17 protein-coding genes are annotated in these 16,034 nt (G+C 63.7%); 7 read left to right on the top strand and 10 right to left on the bottom strand.

Translation table 11 applies throughout. The annotated features are described in order from the left end of the window. Nucleotides 1-1,022, top strand: a 1,022-nt coding sequence (locus X735_RS139370; protein ID WP_023813670.1) for an autotransporter outer membrane beta-barrel domain-containing protein, incomplete at its 5' end; no start/stop codon positions are given. Nucleotides 1,023-1,074: 52 nt separating this feature from the next. Here X735_RS139370 and X735_RS139375 read toward each other — a convergent pair. Together X735_RS139375 and X735_RS1000000170330 are read right to left on the bottom strand one after the other, a co-directional pair. Next, the gene (locus tag X735_RS139375) at nucleotides 1,075-1,698 is read right to left on the bottom strand and encodes a LysE family translocator (protein ID WP_023813669.1); all 624 of its coding nucleotides are present in this window, start codon (nucleotides 1,696-1,698) and stop codon (nucleotides 1,075-1,077) included. 96 nt (nucleotides 1,699-1,794) lie between these two features. Beyond that, the gene (locus X735_RS1000000170330) at nucleotides 1,795-1,917 is read right to left on the bottom strand and encodes a hypothetical protein (protein WP_023813668.1); all 123 of its coding nucleotides are present in this window, start codon (nucleotides 1,915-1,917) and stop codon (nucleotides 1,795-1,797) included. A 238-nt stretch (nucleotides 1,918-2,155) separates the two neighbouring features. Here X735_RS1000000170330 and X735_RS139380 point away from each other — a divergent pair, with 238 nt between their 5' ends. From X735_RS139380 to X735_RS139405, 6 genes are all read left to right on the top strand, one after another. Then, the gene (locus tag X735_RS139380) at nucleotides 2,156-2,923 is read left to right on the top strand and encodes a L,D-transpeptidase (protein WP_023813667.1); all 768 of its coding nucleotides are present in this window, start codon (nucleotides 2,156-2,158) and stop codon (nucleotides 2,921-2,923) included. A 99-nt stretch (nucleotides 2,924-3,022) separates the two neighbouring features. Beyond that, entirely contained in the window at nucleotides 3,023-4,189 is a 1,167-nt protein-coding gene (locus X735_RS139385; protein ID WP_023813666.1) for a diphosphate--fructose-6-phosphate 1-phosphotransferase, read from the top strand. 44 nt (nucleotides 4,190-4,233) lie between these two features. Next, on the top strand, nucleotides 4,234-4,953 hold the full coding sequence (locus tag X735_RS139390; RefSeq protein ID WP_031213707.1) for an MBL fold metallo-hydrolase: 720 nt from the start codon (nucleotides 4,234-4,236) through the stop codon (nucleotides 4,951-4,953). Nucleotides 4,954-5,202: 249 nt separating this feature from the next. Further along, complete coding sequence (locus X735_RS139395) at nucleotides 5,203-6,723, top strand: DegQ family serine endoprotease (protein ID WP_023813664.1); 1,521 nt, start codon at nucleotides 5,203-5,205, stop codon at nucleotides 6,721-6,723. Nucleotides 6,724-6,872: 149 nt separating this feature from the next. Next, nucleotides 6,873-7,484 carry a sulfite oxidase-like oxidoreductase gene (locus tag X735_RS139400; protein WP_023813663.1) on the top strand — a complete coding sequence of 204 codons (612 nt, stop codon included), beginning with the start codon at nucleotides 6,873-6,875 and terminating at the stop codon, nucleotides 7,482-7,484. Beyond that, nucleotides 7,481-8,227, top strand: coding sequence for an FAD-binding oxidoreductase (locus tag X735_RS139405; RefSeq protein ID WP_023813662.1), 747 nt, complete (start codon nucleotides 7,481-7,483; stop codon nucleotides 8,225-8,227). Before X735_RS139400 ends, X735_RS139405 begins: the two co-directional genes overlap by 4 nt. A gap of 40 nt (nucleotides 8,228-8,267) precedes the next feature. Here X735_RS139405 and X735_RS139410 read toward each other — a convergent pair whose 3' ends face one another. The 8 genes from X735_RS139410 to X735_RS139445 all read right to left on the bottom strand — a co-directional run bounded on the left by X735_RS139410 (nucleotide 8,268) and on the right by X735_RS139445 (nucleotide 16,006). Continuing rightward, entirely contained in the window at nucleotides 8,268-9,743 is a 1,476-nt protein-coding gene (locus X735_RS139410) for a nucleotidyltransferase family protein (RefSeq protein ID WP_023813661.1), read from the bottom strand. Next, complete coding sequence (locus X735_RS139415) at nucleotides 9,740-10,417, bottom strand: glycosyltransferase family A protein (protein ID WP_023813660.1); 678 nt, start codon at nucleotides 10,415-10,417, stop codon at nucleotides 9,740-9,742. Before X735_RS139415 ends, X735_RS139410 begins: the two co-directional genes overlap by 4 nt. Beyond that, entirely contained in the window at nucleotides 10,417-11,169 is a 753-nt protein-coding gene (locus X735_RS139420) for a glycosyltransferase (protein ID WP_023813659.1), read from the bottom strand. The genes X735_RS139415 and X735_RS139420 overlap by 1 nt, the downstream gene beginning before the upstream one ends. Nucleotides 11,170-11,224: 55 nt before the next feature. After that, the gene (locus X735_RS139425; RefSeq protein WP_081734970.1) at nucleotides 11,225-11,959 is read right to left on the bottom strand and encodes a glycosyltransferase family A protein; all 735 of its coding nucleotides are present in this window, start codon (nucleotides 11,957-11,959) and stop codon (nucleotides 11,225-11,227) included. Between the two features lie 14 nt (nucleotides 11,960-11,973). After that, entirely contained in the window at nucleotides 11,974-13,023 is a 1,050-nt protein-coding gene (locus tag X735_RS139430) for a hypothetical protein (protein ID WP_023813657.1), read from the bottom strand. 48 nt (nucleotides 13,024-13,071) lie between these two features. After that, nucleotides 13,072-13,503 carry a PqqD family protein gene (locus X735_RS139435; RefSeq protein WP_023813656.1) on the bottom strand — a complete coding sequence of 144 codons (432 nt, stop codon included), beginning with the start codon at nucleotides 13,501-13,503 and terminating at the stop codon, nucleotides 13,072-13,074. A 129-nt stretch (nucleotides 13,504-13,632) separates the two neighbouring features. After that, nucleotides 13,633-14,733: a hybrid-cluster NAD(P)-dependent oxidoreductase gene (locus X735_RS139440; RefSeq protein ID WP_023813655.1), complete on the bottom strand. Its 1,101-nt coding sequence runs from the start codon at nucleotides 14,731-14,733 to the stop codon at nucleotides 13,633-13,635. A gap of 25 nt (nucleotides 14,734-14,758) precedes the next feature. Next, entirely contained in the window at nucleotides 14,759-16,006 is a 1,248-nt protein-coding gene (locus X735_RS139445) for an aromatic ring-hydroxylating dioxygenase subunit alpha (RefSeq protein ID WP_023813654.1), read from the bottom strand. Nucleotides 16,007-16,034 lie beyond the last annotated feature (28 nt).

The following is a 16,034-nucleotide window of genomic DNA, read 5'->3' as shown; positions in this document are numbered from 1 at the left end:
CCCCCCCGCCGCCGCCGGTGGTGCCAACGGAGGTGCCCGACCTACCGACACCAGCGGCGGGCGAGGAGATCCTGCTCTATCGCATCGAGGTTCCGGTCTATTCGGCCTTGCCGCCGGTCGCCGAACATCTGGCGATGACGACGCTCGGCACCTTCCACGAACGGCGCGGCGAGCAGAGCCTGTTGTCGAACACCGAGCTGTCGCCGGTCTGGGGCCGCATCTTCGGTCAGGACAGCAAGATGGCGTATTCAGGAACGGTATCGCCGTCCTTCGACGGCACCCTGTTCGGCCTTCAGGCGGGCTTCGATCTGTTCGGCCGCGAAACCGCGTCGGGCCAGACCGATCGCGCCGGCCTGTTCGTCGCCTATGCCAGCATGAATGGCGACGTGCGCGGCCAGGCGCTGGGCTGGGACAATCTGTCCGTCGGCAGCATGGATATCAACGGCACCAGCGTCGGCGGCTACTGGACCCGGATCGGTCAGGGTGGCTGGTACCTGGACGGCGTCCTCATGGCCACCTTCTTCGGCGGAAACGCAACATCGTCGCGCGACATCGGCATCGATGTCGGCGGGACCGGCATCACCGCTTCGCTGGAAGGCGGCTATCCCATCGCGCTGGGGCAAGGCTGGACGCTTGAACCGCAGGCGCAACTGGTCTGGCAGCAACTGTCGCTCGACGATGCGTCGGACCGCTTTGCTTCGGTTTCCTTTGATACGGACGGCAGCGTGACCGGCCGGCTCGGCGCACGGCTGCAAGGCGAAACAACGATCAATGGCATGGCGCTGCAGCCGTACCTCAAGGCCAACATCTGGCACGATTTCGGCGGCACGAGCCATGTCAATTTCGACACCACCGATATCTCCACCGAGGGCAGATCGACCTCGTTCGAATTCGGTGGCGGTGTGATCGCCAAGGTGACGGACAAGGTCAGCATCTTCGCCACCGGCGACTACACCACCAATCTCGGCGGCGACGAGCGTCGGATCCTCGAAGGCAATCTGGGGTTCAGCGTCAAATGGTAAGGCCGGTCATGACCCCGAAAAACAGTTTCGGGGTCACGGCCAGACAGAGAGCCTAATTGCTGGAACGCATCGCCACCGTGGCGATGCCGGCGCCAACCAGCAGCGTGCCGCCGGTGCGGTTGAAGATGCGGATCGCCTTGGGATTGCGCACCACGTTGCGTGCGCGTGAGGCGATCAGCGCATAGCCGAAAGCATTGGCGAAGGCGAGCGCCAGGAAGGTCGTCTCGAAGATCAGCATCTGCGTCCAGAAATCGGCGTGCCGGTCGAGGAACTGCGGCAGGAAGGCGACGAAGAAGGTGATGCTTTTCGGATTGAGCGCGGTAACCAGCCAGGCGTGTGCCATCATCTTGGCCGAGGAGACCGCGTCGGTGCGCGGTTCGGCTTTCAACGCGCCGCCTGCGCGAAACAGTTTCACGCCGAGATAGATCAGATAGCCGGCGCCGATCAGCTTCAGGATGGTGAAGACGGTCGCCGAAGCCGCCAGCAGCGCGCCGATGCCCAGCATCGACAAGGTCATCGCGGTGAAGTCGCCCAGCGCCACGCCGACGGCCATCGGCAAGGCGGTACGCCAGCCCTGGCCCAGCGCGTAGGACACGACGAGAAGGATGGTCGGACCCGGAATGATGAGGAGGATCGTCGACGCGGCGGCGAAGGCGGCCCAGTTTTCGAAGGACATGCTCGTCTCCTTTGAGCTTAAAGAAGAGGATAAATCCTTAGACCCGGGAGAATGTAAAGAGGCGATTTCCCTGACTGCGCCAGCGGCAGATCGGTGTCAGTTCGCGCCGTTCAGCGTGCTCACAATATCGGCCAGGCTGACATTGGCACCGAGAGCGGTTGCCGCCGCGACAATGGCAGCGGCAAAAAGCTTGATGTCGGTTTTTAAGGTCTTGCACATGGGGGCCCCTCGCTGATGGTTCGAGGAGTAAAAAACGCCGGCGCCGGGAATATGACCCGACCGAGGTCTTTTTGTGCAGCAGCCTTCGTTCAAGCCCAGGCAAGAAGGTCGGACATCGTCAAGGCCATGCGCAAATGCAGGCTGTGCAAGGTCTTCACGCTTTATCAACCATGAATGATGAAAATGCCCGCTATCCGGCCGGACCGTGCTTCCCGCCGACAGCGTAGGGTCTGGGTATATGCGTGAGTTGCCGCAAGGTCTGACGCCGCCGCGAAATGGCGACGCAATCGAAACCGATCATCATCTTTCCCGCCGTGCCATCCTGTCCGGGGCAGGGGCGCTCGCGCTGCTGAGCGCCGCCGGTTGTTCGACCTCGGGCGGGGTGTTGCCGGCGCTCGAGCTCGACGACGTCACCACGGGTTCCGTGCGGCCGTTCCGGCCAAGCATCAGCGTCGACAAGAACATCACCAGCCCCGGCGTCATGTATGCCGGGCTGACCGACGGCGGCTTCAACGTGCCGGAAGTGCCATATCTGAAGGTCAAGCCGGAATTCCGCCGCCAGATCGTCGTCGACACGACAGGCGAGGCACCCGGCACCATCGTCGTCCATCTCAAGGAGCGCATGCTCTATCTCGTCCAGCCGGGTGGCGACGCCATTCGCTACGGCGTCGGCATCGGCAAGGATGGTTTCCGCTGGTCGGGTCGCGCCAACATCCAGTACGGCAGGGAATGGCCGACCTGGACGCCGCCGCCGGAGATGATTGCCCGCAAGCCTGAACTGGTGAAATGGCAAGCCGGACAGCCCGGCGGCCTCACCAATCCGCTCGGCGCGCGTGCCCTCTACATCTACCAGGACGGCAAGGACACCGGCTACCGCATCCACGGCTCGCCCGAATGGTGGAGCATCGGCCAAGCGATGTCGTCGGGCTGCGTGCGCTTGATCAACCAGGACATCATCGACCTCTACAGCCGCGTCTCCAAGAAAAATCCGGTCGTCGTCGTCTGACGCTATGCGGCGTGTTGGCGCCGCTCGAAACTCCCGTTGCGCGATGCGGCAAGACAGGCCAAGGTGCTTTGAAAACCATCGCGCCGGGAGAAATCAAGCATGGCTGGAACGTTTGTCATCGCGCAGGGCGGCGGCCCAACCGCCGTCATCAACCAGACGGTTGTCGGAGCGACGCTGGAGATCCGCAAGCGGCATCCCGGTGCCAAGGTGCTGGGCTCCATCCATGGCGTGCGCGGCATCCGTGACGGCAATTATGTCGACCTTTCCGCCATCCCCGAGGACCGGCTGCGGCTGATTGCCGGCACGCCGAGCGCCGCCCTCGGCTCGACCCGCGACAAGCCCGACGCCGCCTATTGCGATGTCATCCTCAACGGCCTGAAGAAGGCCGGCGCCGACGCCTTCATCTATATCGGCGGCAACGACACGTCGGGTACGCAGCAGATCCTGACCGATGCCGCCGGCGGCTCAATTGCCTTCGTCCATGCGCCAAAAACCATCGACAACGATCTCGAGGAAAACGACCACACGCCGGGCTTCATTTCGGCGGCCGAGTTCGTCGCCGGCGCCTTCCTGTCCGTCGATCTCGATTTTCGTGCGCTGCCCGGCATCTATGTCGGCATCGTCATGGGCCGGCATGCGGGCTTCCTGACCGCGGCCGCGGCCGCCTGGCAGCTCGACGCCGACAGCGGCCCGCACCTCGTCTACGTGCCCGAGCGCCCATTCTCAGCCGCCGGCTTCATCGACGACGTCCGTGCCACGCTCGATCGCCACAAGCGCTGCATCGTCGCCGTTTCGGAAGGCGTCAGCACCGCCGACGGCAAGGCCCTGGTCGAAAGCCTGGTGCCGCCGGACAAGCTCGAGCGCGACGCGCACGGCAACGTCAAATTGTCGGGCAGCGACCTGCCGGCCGCACTCGAGCGCGCGTTGGCGGAAGGCCTGCCGGGCAAGCGGGCCCGCGTCGATGCGCTCGGCTACATGCCGCGCGGCTATATCGGCGCCATCAGCGCGGTCGATGCGCAGGAGGCTTTCGATGCCGGCGCTTTCGCCGTCACCGTCGCCGAACAGGGCGGCGGCTCGGTGGCGCTTCAATATGACGGCACCAGAACGGTGCTGAAAAAGGTGCCGCTCAAGAACGTCGCCGGCAAGACCCGCCACATGCCGGATGACTTCATGAAGCCCGACGTCAATCAGCTGTCGGATGCCGGCATGGCCTATCTCAAGCGGCTGGTGCCGGAAAAGTACAAGGTCGGGAAGCCCTTCGTCTGATGCCCGGCTCAAATTTGATGTCAGGCTCACGCTTGATGCCAGTGATGCCGGGCTGGTTCAGCAGGAGCGTCGTCGACGACAAGACGACGATGCTGACCGAGCCCTTCGTGCATGCCTATGTTCGGGCCAATATCTGGCATCTGCGCGGTCGCGATGCCGACCTGCTCGTCGACACCGGCATGGGCATCTGTCCGCTGGCGCCGCAGATCGAGCCGGCGGACGGCAAGCCGCTGCTGGTCGTCGCCACCCACATCCATCTCGACCATGTCGGCTCGCTGCATGAATTCCCGTTGCGGGCCGGGCCAAGGATGAGCGCGGAACAATTCGAGAGCATGGATGAGGCGGCGACCTACGCCTACATGTTTCATGACCTCGAGGGTGCCGTCTCGAAACTGCCGGCGCCCGGATGGAAGTCGGCCGACTACAGGATCCCGCCCGCGCCCTTGACGCGAACCCTGGACGAGGGCGATGTCGTCGATCTTGGCGACTGGCAATTTCGCGTGCTGCATTTGCCGGGCCATTCACCGGATTCGATCGCGCTGTTCGACGAGGTCGACGGCCTGTTCTTCAGCGGCGATGCCATCTACGACGCCATGCTGATCGACGACCTGCCGGATTCCGACCGAGCCGCCTATGTCAGCACGATGCAGCGCCTGCTCGACTTGCCGATCCGCATCGGTCACGGAGGACACGGACCGAGCTTCGACGGCAAGCGCATGCGCGAGATTGCCACGGCCTATCTCGAGCGAACCGCCGGTGGCTGAGGCTCCAGCGAGGCAGCAAGGCGGGGCCCGACGACTTTGCGACGCTGCCGCCGTGCGGATATTAAATCTTCGTAAGGTCGCCCTAAAACCCTAAATCGGGCGAATCCGCGCCCTAGATGCAAGGCCGTCGATCCGGTTGGCTGCCATGTAGGCGAGACGGGCAATTGCGACCTCGACACGCCGATGACCGATTTTCCCCGCACGGGAGAGGCCACGGCGCTGGATCAACTCTCGCCCGGACAAACGACCATGTCAGATATCCTTCGTAGGCATCGCGTCGCGGCCTTGCTGGGCGCTGCGCTGATCATATCCCCCTTCGTCATGTCTTTCGCCCAAGGCGAGGGCAACACTATTCCGACGACCCAGACGCCTGTCGCCGGCATCACCGCGCCCAATGGCTCGTTCGCACCCATCGTTGCCGCCGACAAGCCGGCGGTGGTGACGGTCACCACCGTCATGAAGGCACAGCCTGAAACGATGAGCGATGCCTCTCCTTTCGACGGCGGCTCGCCTTTCGATGACTATTTCCGCCAGTTCTTCGGTGACCAGGGCATGCCGACGCCCAAGACGCCGCCACAACAGCAACCGCAGCGCGCCGAGGCGCTGGGTTCCGGCTTCATCGTCGGCGCGGATGGTACCATCGTCACCAACAATCACGTCATCGATGGCGCCTCTTCGATCAAGGTTACGCTCGACGACGGCACCGAACTTCCGGCCAAGCTTGTCGGCCGCGATGCCAAGAACGATCTCGCCGTACTCAAGATCAAGTCGGACAAACCCCTGCCGACAGTCAAATGGGGCGATTCCGACAAGCTCATGCCAGGCGACCAGGTGCTGGCCTTCGGCAACCCGTTCGGCATCGGCACCACCGTCACGGCAGGCATCGTCTCGGCGCGCGGCCGTGACCTGCATAGTGGGCCTTTCGACGATTTCATCCAGATCGACGCGCCGATCAACCACGGCAATTCCGGCGGCCCGCTGGTGGATGTCGCCGGCAATGTCGTCGGCATCAACACGGCGATCTATTCACCCAATGGCGGCAGCGTCGGCGTCGGTTTTGCCATTCCGTCGGGCCAGGCCCAGAAGGTGGTCGCCAAGCTGATGAAGGGCGGCTCCATCCAGTACGGCTATATCGGCGTTCAGATCCAGGAGGTGACGCCGGATGTCGCGAGCGCCATCGGGCTCGACCATTCCGGCGGTGCGCTGGTTTCAGAGGTCAACGACGGTTCGCCGGCGGCCAAGGCCGGCATCGAGACGGGTGACGTCATCACCAGCTTTGCCGGGCAGGACGTGAAGGATCCCAAGGACCTGTCGCGGGCGGTCGCAGATGTCGCGCCGGGCGCCCGGGAAACGGTCGATGTCTGGCGCAAAGGCAAGCCGATTCGGATTTCCGTCGATGTCGGCCAAAACAGCGCCGATGCGAGGACCGCGTCGCTGGACGACGGGTCCGACGCGCCGAGCGCCGGGCGCGCTCCGGCGATAGGGCTCGGCTTGATGGATATAACACCCGACATTCGCCAGCAGATGAACCTTGCCGGCAAGCAGCACGGCGCGGTGGTTGCCAGCGTCAACCCCGACAAAGCGGCCGCCGCTTCCGGAATACAGGCCGGCGACATCATCGTTGCCGTCAATCAGGTGCCGGTCAAGAATGCCAGGCAGGTAACCCAGGCGATCGCCTTGGCCGGCAAGTCCGGCAGGAAATCGGTGCTGTTGCTGGTCGAGCGTGGCGACGCTCAAATGTACATCGCGGTGCCTTTCGCCAATGGCTGAGAAATGGCGTTGACGTGCACGCGGAGCGGCAGGTCCATCGGTGACGGTCCCGCCGGTCTCCGCCCGTCAAGATTTAGGTTGCCCGTCACGACATCTTCGAGAACATTGCGTCAGGCCGATAGTGGCCTGATCGCATGGGGATTGCCGCTATGGTCACCCGAGGTTTCTCTTCAGGACGGCGCCCGCCAACCGATGGCGATGCCCGCATCCCGCCAGGCCAGTATCTAGAACAGGGTTTCCCGGTGCTGTCGGCCGGTCCGACGCCGCGCGTGCGTACCGAGGATTGGTCTTTCACGCTGAAACACGGGCCACGCCCGATCAAGAAATGGAACTGGACCGAGTTCAACGCGCTGCCGATGACCAAAATGACACGCGATATCCATTGCGTGACAGCATGGACCAAATTCGACACGCCGTGGCAGGGTGTGCTGGTCGACGATATCCTTGCCGATGCGGGGGTCGAGCCGCCGACCGGCTTCACGTTGGCGCACGCGTTCGACGGCTACACCACCAACGTGCCGGTCACGGATCTCACCGCCGGCAAGGCCATGGTGGCGCTGCTCTACGAAGGCAAGCCGATCACACCGGACCATGGCGGCCCGGCAAGGCTGCTGGTGCCGCATCTTTATTTCTGGAAATCGGCCAAATGGTTGAACGGCCTGCAATTCACCACGCGCGACGAGCCCGGTTTCTGGGAATTGCGCGGCTACCACATCTATGGCGACCCATGGCGCGAGCAGCGCTACACGGATGATCCATGAGCGATGCGGCAGCAGTGCAGTCGCCCTGGCAAACAGCCAGCATCGTCCGCATCGAAAAGCGCACGCCGCGTGTCACCAGCTTCTTTTTCCAGCCGTCTCGGCCCTTCGCCTATCGCGCAGGGCAGCATGTCGACGTCAGGCTAACGGCGCCGGACGGCTATCAGGCGCGCCGCTCCTATTCCATCGCCTCCGCGCCCGAAACGCATGGCGTAATTGAACTGGCGATCGAAAAACTCGACGATGGCGAGGTCTCGCCCTTCTTCCACGAGGTCGCGGCAGTGGGCGATGAAATAGAACTGCGCGGGCCGCTTGGCGGGCATTTCGTCTGGCCCGAGGATGAGAGTGGGCCGCTTGTTCTGGTCGGCGGCGGTTCGGGCGTCGTGCCCTTGATGTCGATGCTCCGCCACCGCGCCGCACGTAATTCAGCGGTGCCCGTCGTCCTGGTCTTTTCGGTCCGGGTCTGGGACGAAGTGATCTTTCATGACGAGCTGATCGTTCTCGATGAGCGCCAGGACGGCTTCGACCTGGTGCTGACACTGACCCGCGAAGCTGCACGCCGTCCAGCCGACTATGCGCGGCGGGTGGACGTCGCGATGATGGTGCAAGCCATGACGCGGCTGCCGGAGCCGCCTGGCATCGCCTTCGTCTGCGGCTCCAACGCCTTCGTTTCCGCGGCCGCCCAGGCACTGATCGATGCCGGCGTTGCAGCCGAAATCATTCGCACCGAACGCTACGGAGTGTGAACCGACGCCGCCTTTCGAGAAAGGTTCGTCGGATTCGCCGTTAGCCAACCGGCGAGAAATCCGCCGACAGCAGCTCGAAGGGTAAGGCGCCATAAGCAGCCACCGTGGCCGCGTCGTTCCATTCACGAAACTGCCGCGACGGTCGCGCCTCTAGCGTCCAGGCAGCTCGCGCGCCGTCGAGCATCACCTTGCCGCGAAAATGCAGCACGCGTTCCCTGCCGGATCGGCTGATGGCCATGGCGCGCAGGCGAGCGATATGCTCGCCACCGTCATTGATCTCCATTTCGATGCGGCGCCGGACCGGCGGAACGCCGATCCTGACGGTGATATCGAGCATCATGTCGCCGGTGGTTTGCGGACAGGCGATGGCCTGCGAAAACATCAGAGGCGCCGATGCTGCTTGCGGCTTGCGCGCGGCCGGTCTGCCGCGCCAAGGTTTGGCGGGTGGCTCCTGTTGCAACCGGCCCTTCTTCCGCTTCAGGCGCAACTGCTTGGCAAGCCCGCGCGACAGCCAGACCAGGCCGCCGAAATCCGTGCGCGGCTTGGCTTGCAGAACCGACGACCAACGCGACAAGCCAGCTCCGTCGGCCATCTCCAAGATTCTGACCATTGTCGATTCCGGCACCGGAATGCCGATCTCGAACGCCAGATAGGATAGCGCCACCGCCGCTGGAACCGCCAAGCCGCGTCTGCCGACGATGTCGAGGAACATGTCCCAATCGACCTCTTCGCCATGGATGGCGACCGCGCAGTCGACAAGCCAGTCGCTGTGGGTGTGGGCGTCGAGGCCGCCATGGGCGATGGCCAGGGCCATGCGATCGGCCGGCGACGGCACGAAGACCGCGACGCCGCTGAATTCGGCTGGGACCGCCCGTTGCCAGATCGCCAGGTCGTCTTCCGCGCTCGTCTGCGACCCGTCATAGCCGAGCTGGTGCAGGTCGATGTCACCGAAACGGCCCTTGAAGAAGTTCATCGACCGCAGCGACGCCAACCGGGTTCGCAGATATTGCGCGCTGACGCCCGAGGCGATCTGCCAGTCGCGGTCGCGCAAGATGTCGAAGACGGCAGCCATGTCGCGCGGGCGCACCAGTATATCGATGTCGTGCGCCACCCGGCCACGCTGCGCCGACGCGTTCAAGGCAATGCGGCTGGCGCCCTTGATCAGCATGATGTCGGCGCCGCCGTCTGCCATCGCCTTCAGCGCCGGTTCGGCCTCGCGCATCGCCATGCGCGACTTCGTCCACAGCATCTTCTGCAGGCCGACGAGGCGCGGATGCGCGGTATGCCCGGCCAGCTTCCTGCCGAACCTGTCGGAGATGGCGGCGAGCAGGCGATGTTCTCGAAACGAGACGAGATCGATGTCGTTCTCGTCCAGCCAGCGCGCGGCGCAGGCAGCGGCTGCGTCCTCGTCGGAGAGCAGCGCCGCCTTTAGCAACAGGTCCAGCTGGCCGGTGGGCCACGACCAGCCATAGTCCGGGAAGCGGCGGCCGATGCGGCGAACGGGCCTGGCGTTCAATTGGAGCCTGCCTTGTTCCGGGCGCGCCGCTGCATGGCGAGCCTTGCGACCTGGAGATAGCCCCGGTCGCGTGCCGGATCGCGGCCGTAGGAAAGGCTGCCCGGACGGATGCGGCGCAATGCAAGCACGTCGTCGAGCATGGCAAGGGCAAGGCCTGCCTCACGAACCCGGGCGATCCAGTCGATCATCTCGCCGCGACCGCCTGGTGGGTCGATGATGGGACCGATGCGTGGCACCACCTCCTGGCGGATCATCATCGTCGTGCGCGACCAGCCAGCTTCACTGGTCGCATCGGGCAAATCGGGGCTGTCGCCGCGAAACGTCCGCCAATGCGTAAAGACGCCCGCTGTCCCGGGATGACGGCCGAGATAGGCCAGCTGCTTTTCGACCTTGTCCGGCAGCCACAAATCGTCGGCATCGAGCGTCGCGATGAGCGGCGTCGAGAGTGCCGCAATGCCACGGGTCGTTGCGCTGCCAGGTCCGGCATTGTCCTGTCGCAGCACCGTCACCGGCAGGTTCATCGCATCGATCACCGCAGCCGTATCGTCGGTTGAACCGTCATCGACCACGACGATGGCCTCCGCCTTTGCCGTCTGGGCCAGAACGGAGTTCAGGGCCGCGCCTATGGTGGCGGCCGCGTTGAAAGCCGGAATGACGACGCCGTAGCCTGCCATCAAAGGAACCGCCACTGCGCGAGATCCTTGAAGTCGAAGATCCCCTCCACCCGGCGCAAGCTGGGATCGGCCTTGCGACGCTTCATCGACTTGTGAATGGCGCGCATGAACTCGCGAAAGGGCACATCGGCTTCCTTGGTCATGTTGCCGGGATGACGCCTGTAATAGAGAGCCACCGTATCGGGCATAACGTATTTTGCCTGGCTCTCAAAGATACGCAACAGATAGTCGGTGTCCTCGGCCTGTTTGAAATCCTCGTCGAAACCACCGGTGCGCTCGATGAGGTCTCGCGCAAAGATCCCGGCGGACAGGTGGATCCCTCGCACGGTTATGGAGTGGCTGTCGGCGGCCGGTTCCAGCGTCTCTCCATCTATCTTGTCTATCAGCGTCATGCGCGAATAGGTCAGGTCGAGGCCCGGATCCTCTTCGAAGCAGGCGAGATCCGCCTTGAAGCGCCCTGTCGGGGAGATGTCGTCCGAATCGAGAAACGACACCAGGCCGGTCTGCGGCAGCAACTGCTTCAGCCCGGCATTGCGCGCCTTGGTGACCCCGCCATTGACCTGCTGGAAAAGACGAATGCACGGGGCGTCGTCGATCAACGACCGCACGACGGCCGCAGAGCCATCGGTCGACCCATCGTCGATGACGATGATGTCGAGATCGATGTCTTCGCGCTGCCTGAGCAGCGAGCGCAGCGCCAGGCCAACGAACTGTTCGCGATTGTAGACCGGCATGATGACGCTCAGCCTCATTGGCGTCTCCAGCAGCGTTCCGGGCTTGGCTGATCCGACCCGATTGTGTCGAGCATCATAGCATTCGCCAATCGGCGGGACTCTTCAATTCGAAGATGCCCTGGACCTCACGCCGTGACGGATCGGCCTTGCGCCGCCGCATCGACTTGTGGATTGCACGCAAATGGTTGCGGACCCTGCCGCTATGCTCCTTGGTGACATTTCCGGCGTGGCGTCGGTAGTAGATCGCGACCGCGTCCAACAATTCGTAGTTCGGTCCCGCCTCGAAAACGCGCAGCAGATAGTCGGTATCCTCAGCCTGCTCGAAATCCTCATCGAACTCGCCCGTCCGGCGGACAAGCCCTCTGCTGAACACGGCGGCGCTCAGCGAAATTCCCCGAAGCGTCATCGTGCGGCTGTCGACTGCCGGTTTCAGCTGCTCATCGTCGATCCGGTCGACCAGCGTCATCAGCGAATAGGTCAGCTCAAGCCCGGGAGTAGCCTCGAAGCGGGCGAGATCGGCCTTGAACCGTCCGGCCAGCGAGATGTCGTCCGAATCCAGGAATGACACGAACTCCGCATCCGGCGGCAGTTGCCGCAGCCCGGCGTTGCGCGCCCTGGCTACGCCCATGTTGGATTGCTGGAACAGTCGGATGCAGGGGTTTTCGCGCATCATCGAGCGCACGGCCTCAGTAGAGCCGTCGGTCGAGCCGTCGTCGATGACGATGATATCGAGATCGGCGGCGTCCCGCTGCCGCACCAGCGAGCGCAATGCCGAAACGACATAGCGCTCACGGTTGTAGACGGGCATTATCACGCTCAGTTTCACGAATCGCCCCGCGCGAGAAAGTCCGCAATCGTGCCGGCTATCTCCTGAGGCTGCGTCCCCAGCGACAGACGATAGCACGGCAGCAGGCGGGTCAGGTCGCTGAAGAAGCGAAAGCCGCTCTCCCGCTCGCCCGGCATCTGCGCTATGCCGGACGGCGCCAAGGCAATCATGGCATCCCTGCGCGACACCGGCACGATTGAACTTGCCTCGCCTCCGCCGATATGTGGCACCACCAGCGCAACGATGTCCAGAGTTTCGGGCACCGGCCGAGGCGCGATGTCATCAATGTGAAAAGTATGCTTGCCTTGCCAGTTGAGCGGACCATGGGCCTTCAGCCGGTGCTTCAGCCCAAGCCGCGCGAACCCCTGGGGATCCTGCTTGAGCGTTGAAAACAACGGGCGGGCAGTCACGCCGTTGGAGAGGTCGACCAGCACATAGTCGTCGCCGACGCTGTCCAACCCGTGGAGAAGGCCGGCGGCGACGGTCCCGGATTTCCCGGCGCCGCCCGCGCCGGCCAACAGCACGCCCTTGCCATTGGTGCCGAGCGTCCCCGCATGGGCCAGCCGCATGCCACGTGCCGCATATTCCCAATGGAGGAAGGGGCGCAGCGGCGCTCCCGGCTCCCACGGTGGAAAGACATCGGCCGAGGCCATCAATTGCACGCCAACGCGACGTTGCGGATCATAGAACTGCCAGAAATCGAGATCGTGGAAATGGTTGCCGCGCAATCCTGCTTCCGCCAGTTGGGTGGCGAAGCCATGCTGCGTGAAGGGTCCCTGGCCCCAACTGGCCGGTACCGCGATGCCGTCAATGCCGGGATGCGCGACGAAGATGCGGCAGATGTCGGCAGGCGTTCGGCTGCCCGGAGCCGTGACAAAGCCATGAGCGAAGGCATCCGCCAACGCGCCGGCACTCACATGCGCGGTCAGATCCAGATGCGGCAAGCCCACCTTGCAAGTCAGTGGATAATGCGCGGCGCTGCTCTCCGCTTGTGCCAGGACATGACGTGCGTAGTCAGCCAGGTTTTCGAGAGTGACTTTCGGCATGATTTGCCTGTTCCGGAGCTGTCCGGCAGCGAGAACCTAGTGGGCGGCTCAGTTGGCCTGCTTTACCGCCGGCCAGCCGAGGGGCTCCTCGACCTCGTGGATGGGATCGACGACGATGAGATCGGCGAGATCATCATGGATATCGACCTTGAGGGGCTCTCTGGCAGCGGCGAGCTGAGCCAGAAATTCGCTGGAAACCGGTCTTGCCACGCCATCGGTTACGGCCGCCAGCAAGCCGAATTCGAGCAATTGTGAAACAAAGCCGTCAATCGCGGCGGCATCGAGGGCGCCAATTCCGGTCGCGGCGCCGACCAGTTCGGAGGCAGGCACGCCGGACGACAGTGCATCCCAAAGCCTGCTGCCTGAATCAGAAAAGCCGAAATATTTGCCCGTGGTCAGGTCAAGAACGACGGCTTCGCCGTCGAAGGATTCAAAGACGATATCCTTGCTGGCAATGGCATAGATGCCGGATTGTCGCATATTTGCTCCCCCGCCGAGCAGGCCGCGGAGATGATCTTCGGGCCTTACGGTCAACCCCACCGTTGCAGGCGTCTAACCATTTGCAGGGTTTTTGGCAAGATGGCGCAGGCTCCGGGCGAGCGCAGCCGGTCACGCTTCGATTTCAAGCGCCGAAAGCGGCTTCGAGCAACAGGCGAGGATAAAGCCGTCCTCGATTTCGTGATCGAGGATGCCGCCATTGTGACTCATCTCGACGTCGCCCGCGACCTTCCTCACCTTGCAGGTGCCGCACAGGCCGAACTCGCAGGCGGCGGGAATCCGCACCCCAGAGGCGCGTGCCGTCTGCAGCACGGTCTGGCCGGCGACGCATTCGGCATCGACATCGGAAAGCGAGAACCGGATTGGTGTCACGGCCTCGACTGCAGCAGCGGCGCCGTCTTCCGCCGGCGGCGAGAACGGCGCCGGGATCTCCTCCACGGCAGGCGCCGCGAAGCTTTCCTGATGGTATTTCGCCATGTCGAAGCCGGCGGCTTCCAGCATGCCGCGCACGGCGCGCATGAAGGGATCGGGGCCGCAGCAGAAGATCTCGCGCTCGCGGAAATCGGGCGCCAGCAATGGCAGCCGGATCGCGTCGATGCGGCCCATATGGCCGAACCAGCCCTCGCGGCTCGACCGCTCCTCGATCATGAAGCCGAGCGACAGGCCGGGCATGCGGCTGCCGAGCAGCTCGAGTTCCTTGCGGAAAATGATCTCTTCCGGGCGGCGCGCGCAGTTGACGAAGCCGACATCGGTCCATGGCGCGCAGTCGTTCAGCCAGCGCAGCATCGACATCATCGGCGTCACGCCGGAGCCGGCCGAAATGAACAGATATTTGGCCGCCGGGTGGCTGTGCAGCGAGAAGTCGCCGGTCGGCCCATAGGCCTTGACGTGCGAACCGGGCGTCAGATGGTCGAACATCCAGCGCGTACCGGTGCTGCCCGCCTGCGCCTTGACCGTCACCGCGATCGAGAACGGCCGCGACGGCGAGGACGACAGCGTGTAGGTGCGCATCAGCGGCCCGTCCGATGTCGGCAATTCCAGCGTCACGAACTGGCCCGGTTTGTAGCGGAACCAGGTCTGGTTGTCGGAGCGGAAGGTGAAGGTCTTCACGTCAGGCGCTTCGTCACTGACGCCGATCACTTCCAGCACCTGCAGCCTGTCGTTCCAGGGCGTCATCTGGTCGAGATGGCGATAGAGGCCAAGGTCCGTCATCGCATTCATCCTCTTGTCCCCTGGGCTAGGCGACGCTGCGCAGGGCCGGCCGGTCGCCTTCTGCAAGGCGCGGTCCGATGAACGACGCGTACCACTCGACGAACTGGATCACGCCGCCCTCATGCAGCTCCGAATAGGGGCCTGGTTCGTAGGCCGGCGACAAGATGCCGAAGGCGTTTTCCTCGACGATGCGACGGTCCTGGTCGTTGGTCTCGGTCCAGACATGGGTGAGCTCAGCGAGATCGTAGTCGACGCCTTCGACCGCATCCTTGTGGACGAGCCATTTTGTCGTCACCGCGGTTTCCGTGGCACTGATCGGCAGCACGCGGAAGGTGACGGCATGGTCGCCGAGGATATGGTTCCAGGTTGTCGGATAATGATAAAGCAGCAAGGAGCCGATGCGGTCGGTTGAAACGCTGTCGGACAGGTTCTTCTGGACCGCCCGTTTTCCCGTCATGGTGTAGCTGACGGCATCGCGCAGCAGCGGCGCGCGGGTGGCGCGGTACTGCCCTGCCGGATCGATGCGGAATTTGCTCGGCAGGCCTGATGCCTCGCATTTGGCCCAGTGCGCGACCATTTCAGGGTCGCTGTCGGCGCCGTTGACGCCGGTCACGGTCGGAGCCTCGGGGAAGGTCTTGCACAGCTCAGGATGATTGGCGGCGCAGTGATAGCACTCGCGGTTGTTTTCCCAGACCAGCTTCCAGTTGCCCTTCTCGACGATCGTGCTCTCGAAGGCGATCTTTGCTTCACGCAACCGGTGCGGCAAAAGATAGGGTTCGATCATCGCCCGCATCGGCGCGAAATCCGCCGGCTCCTTGGCCAGACAGATGAAGATGTAGCCGCCGACGCTCTCGCAGGCGACCGGCTTCAGGCTGAAATCACTCTTGTCGAAACCGTCGGCCATCTGGCGGGCAAACAGCAGGCGGCCGTCCAGCTCATAGGTCCACTGGTGATAGGGGCAGACGAGCTTTGCCGCCGTGCCCTTCTCCGTGTTGCATACACGGCTGCCGCGATGGCGGCAGGAATTGTGGAAGGCGTTGATCTTGCCGTGCTGGTCGCGGACAAGGACCACCGGATAGTCGCCGATCTGCACGGTGATGTAGCTGCCCGGCTTCGGCAGTTCGCAATCATGGCCGATGAACAGCCAGTCGCGATACCAGATCAGCTCCATGTCGAGCTTGAAGTAGTCCGGATCGGTGTAGAAGGGCTGCTCCAGCGAAAAGCCTTGCCGGCGCCCCTTCAGGAGCCTCAGCATGTCGTTGCGGGTATCCATGTCCTGTCCTCGTTTCTAAGGACTGAAC

Origin of the sequence: Mesorhizobium sp. L2C084A000, from assembly GCF_000502875.1 — a bacterium.
GTDB lineage: Bacteria > Pseudomonadota > Alphaproteobacteria > Rhizobiales > Rhizobiaceae > Mesorhizobium.
The sequence above is the reverse complement of the archived record's forward strand: the minus strand, read 5'-3'. Positions and strand labels throughout refer to the sequence as shown.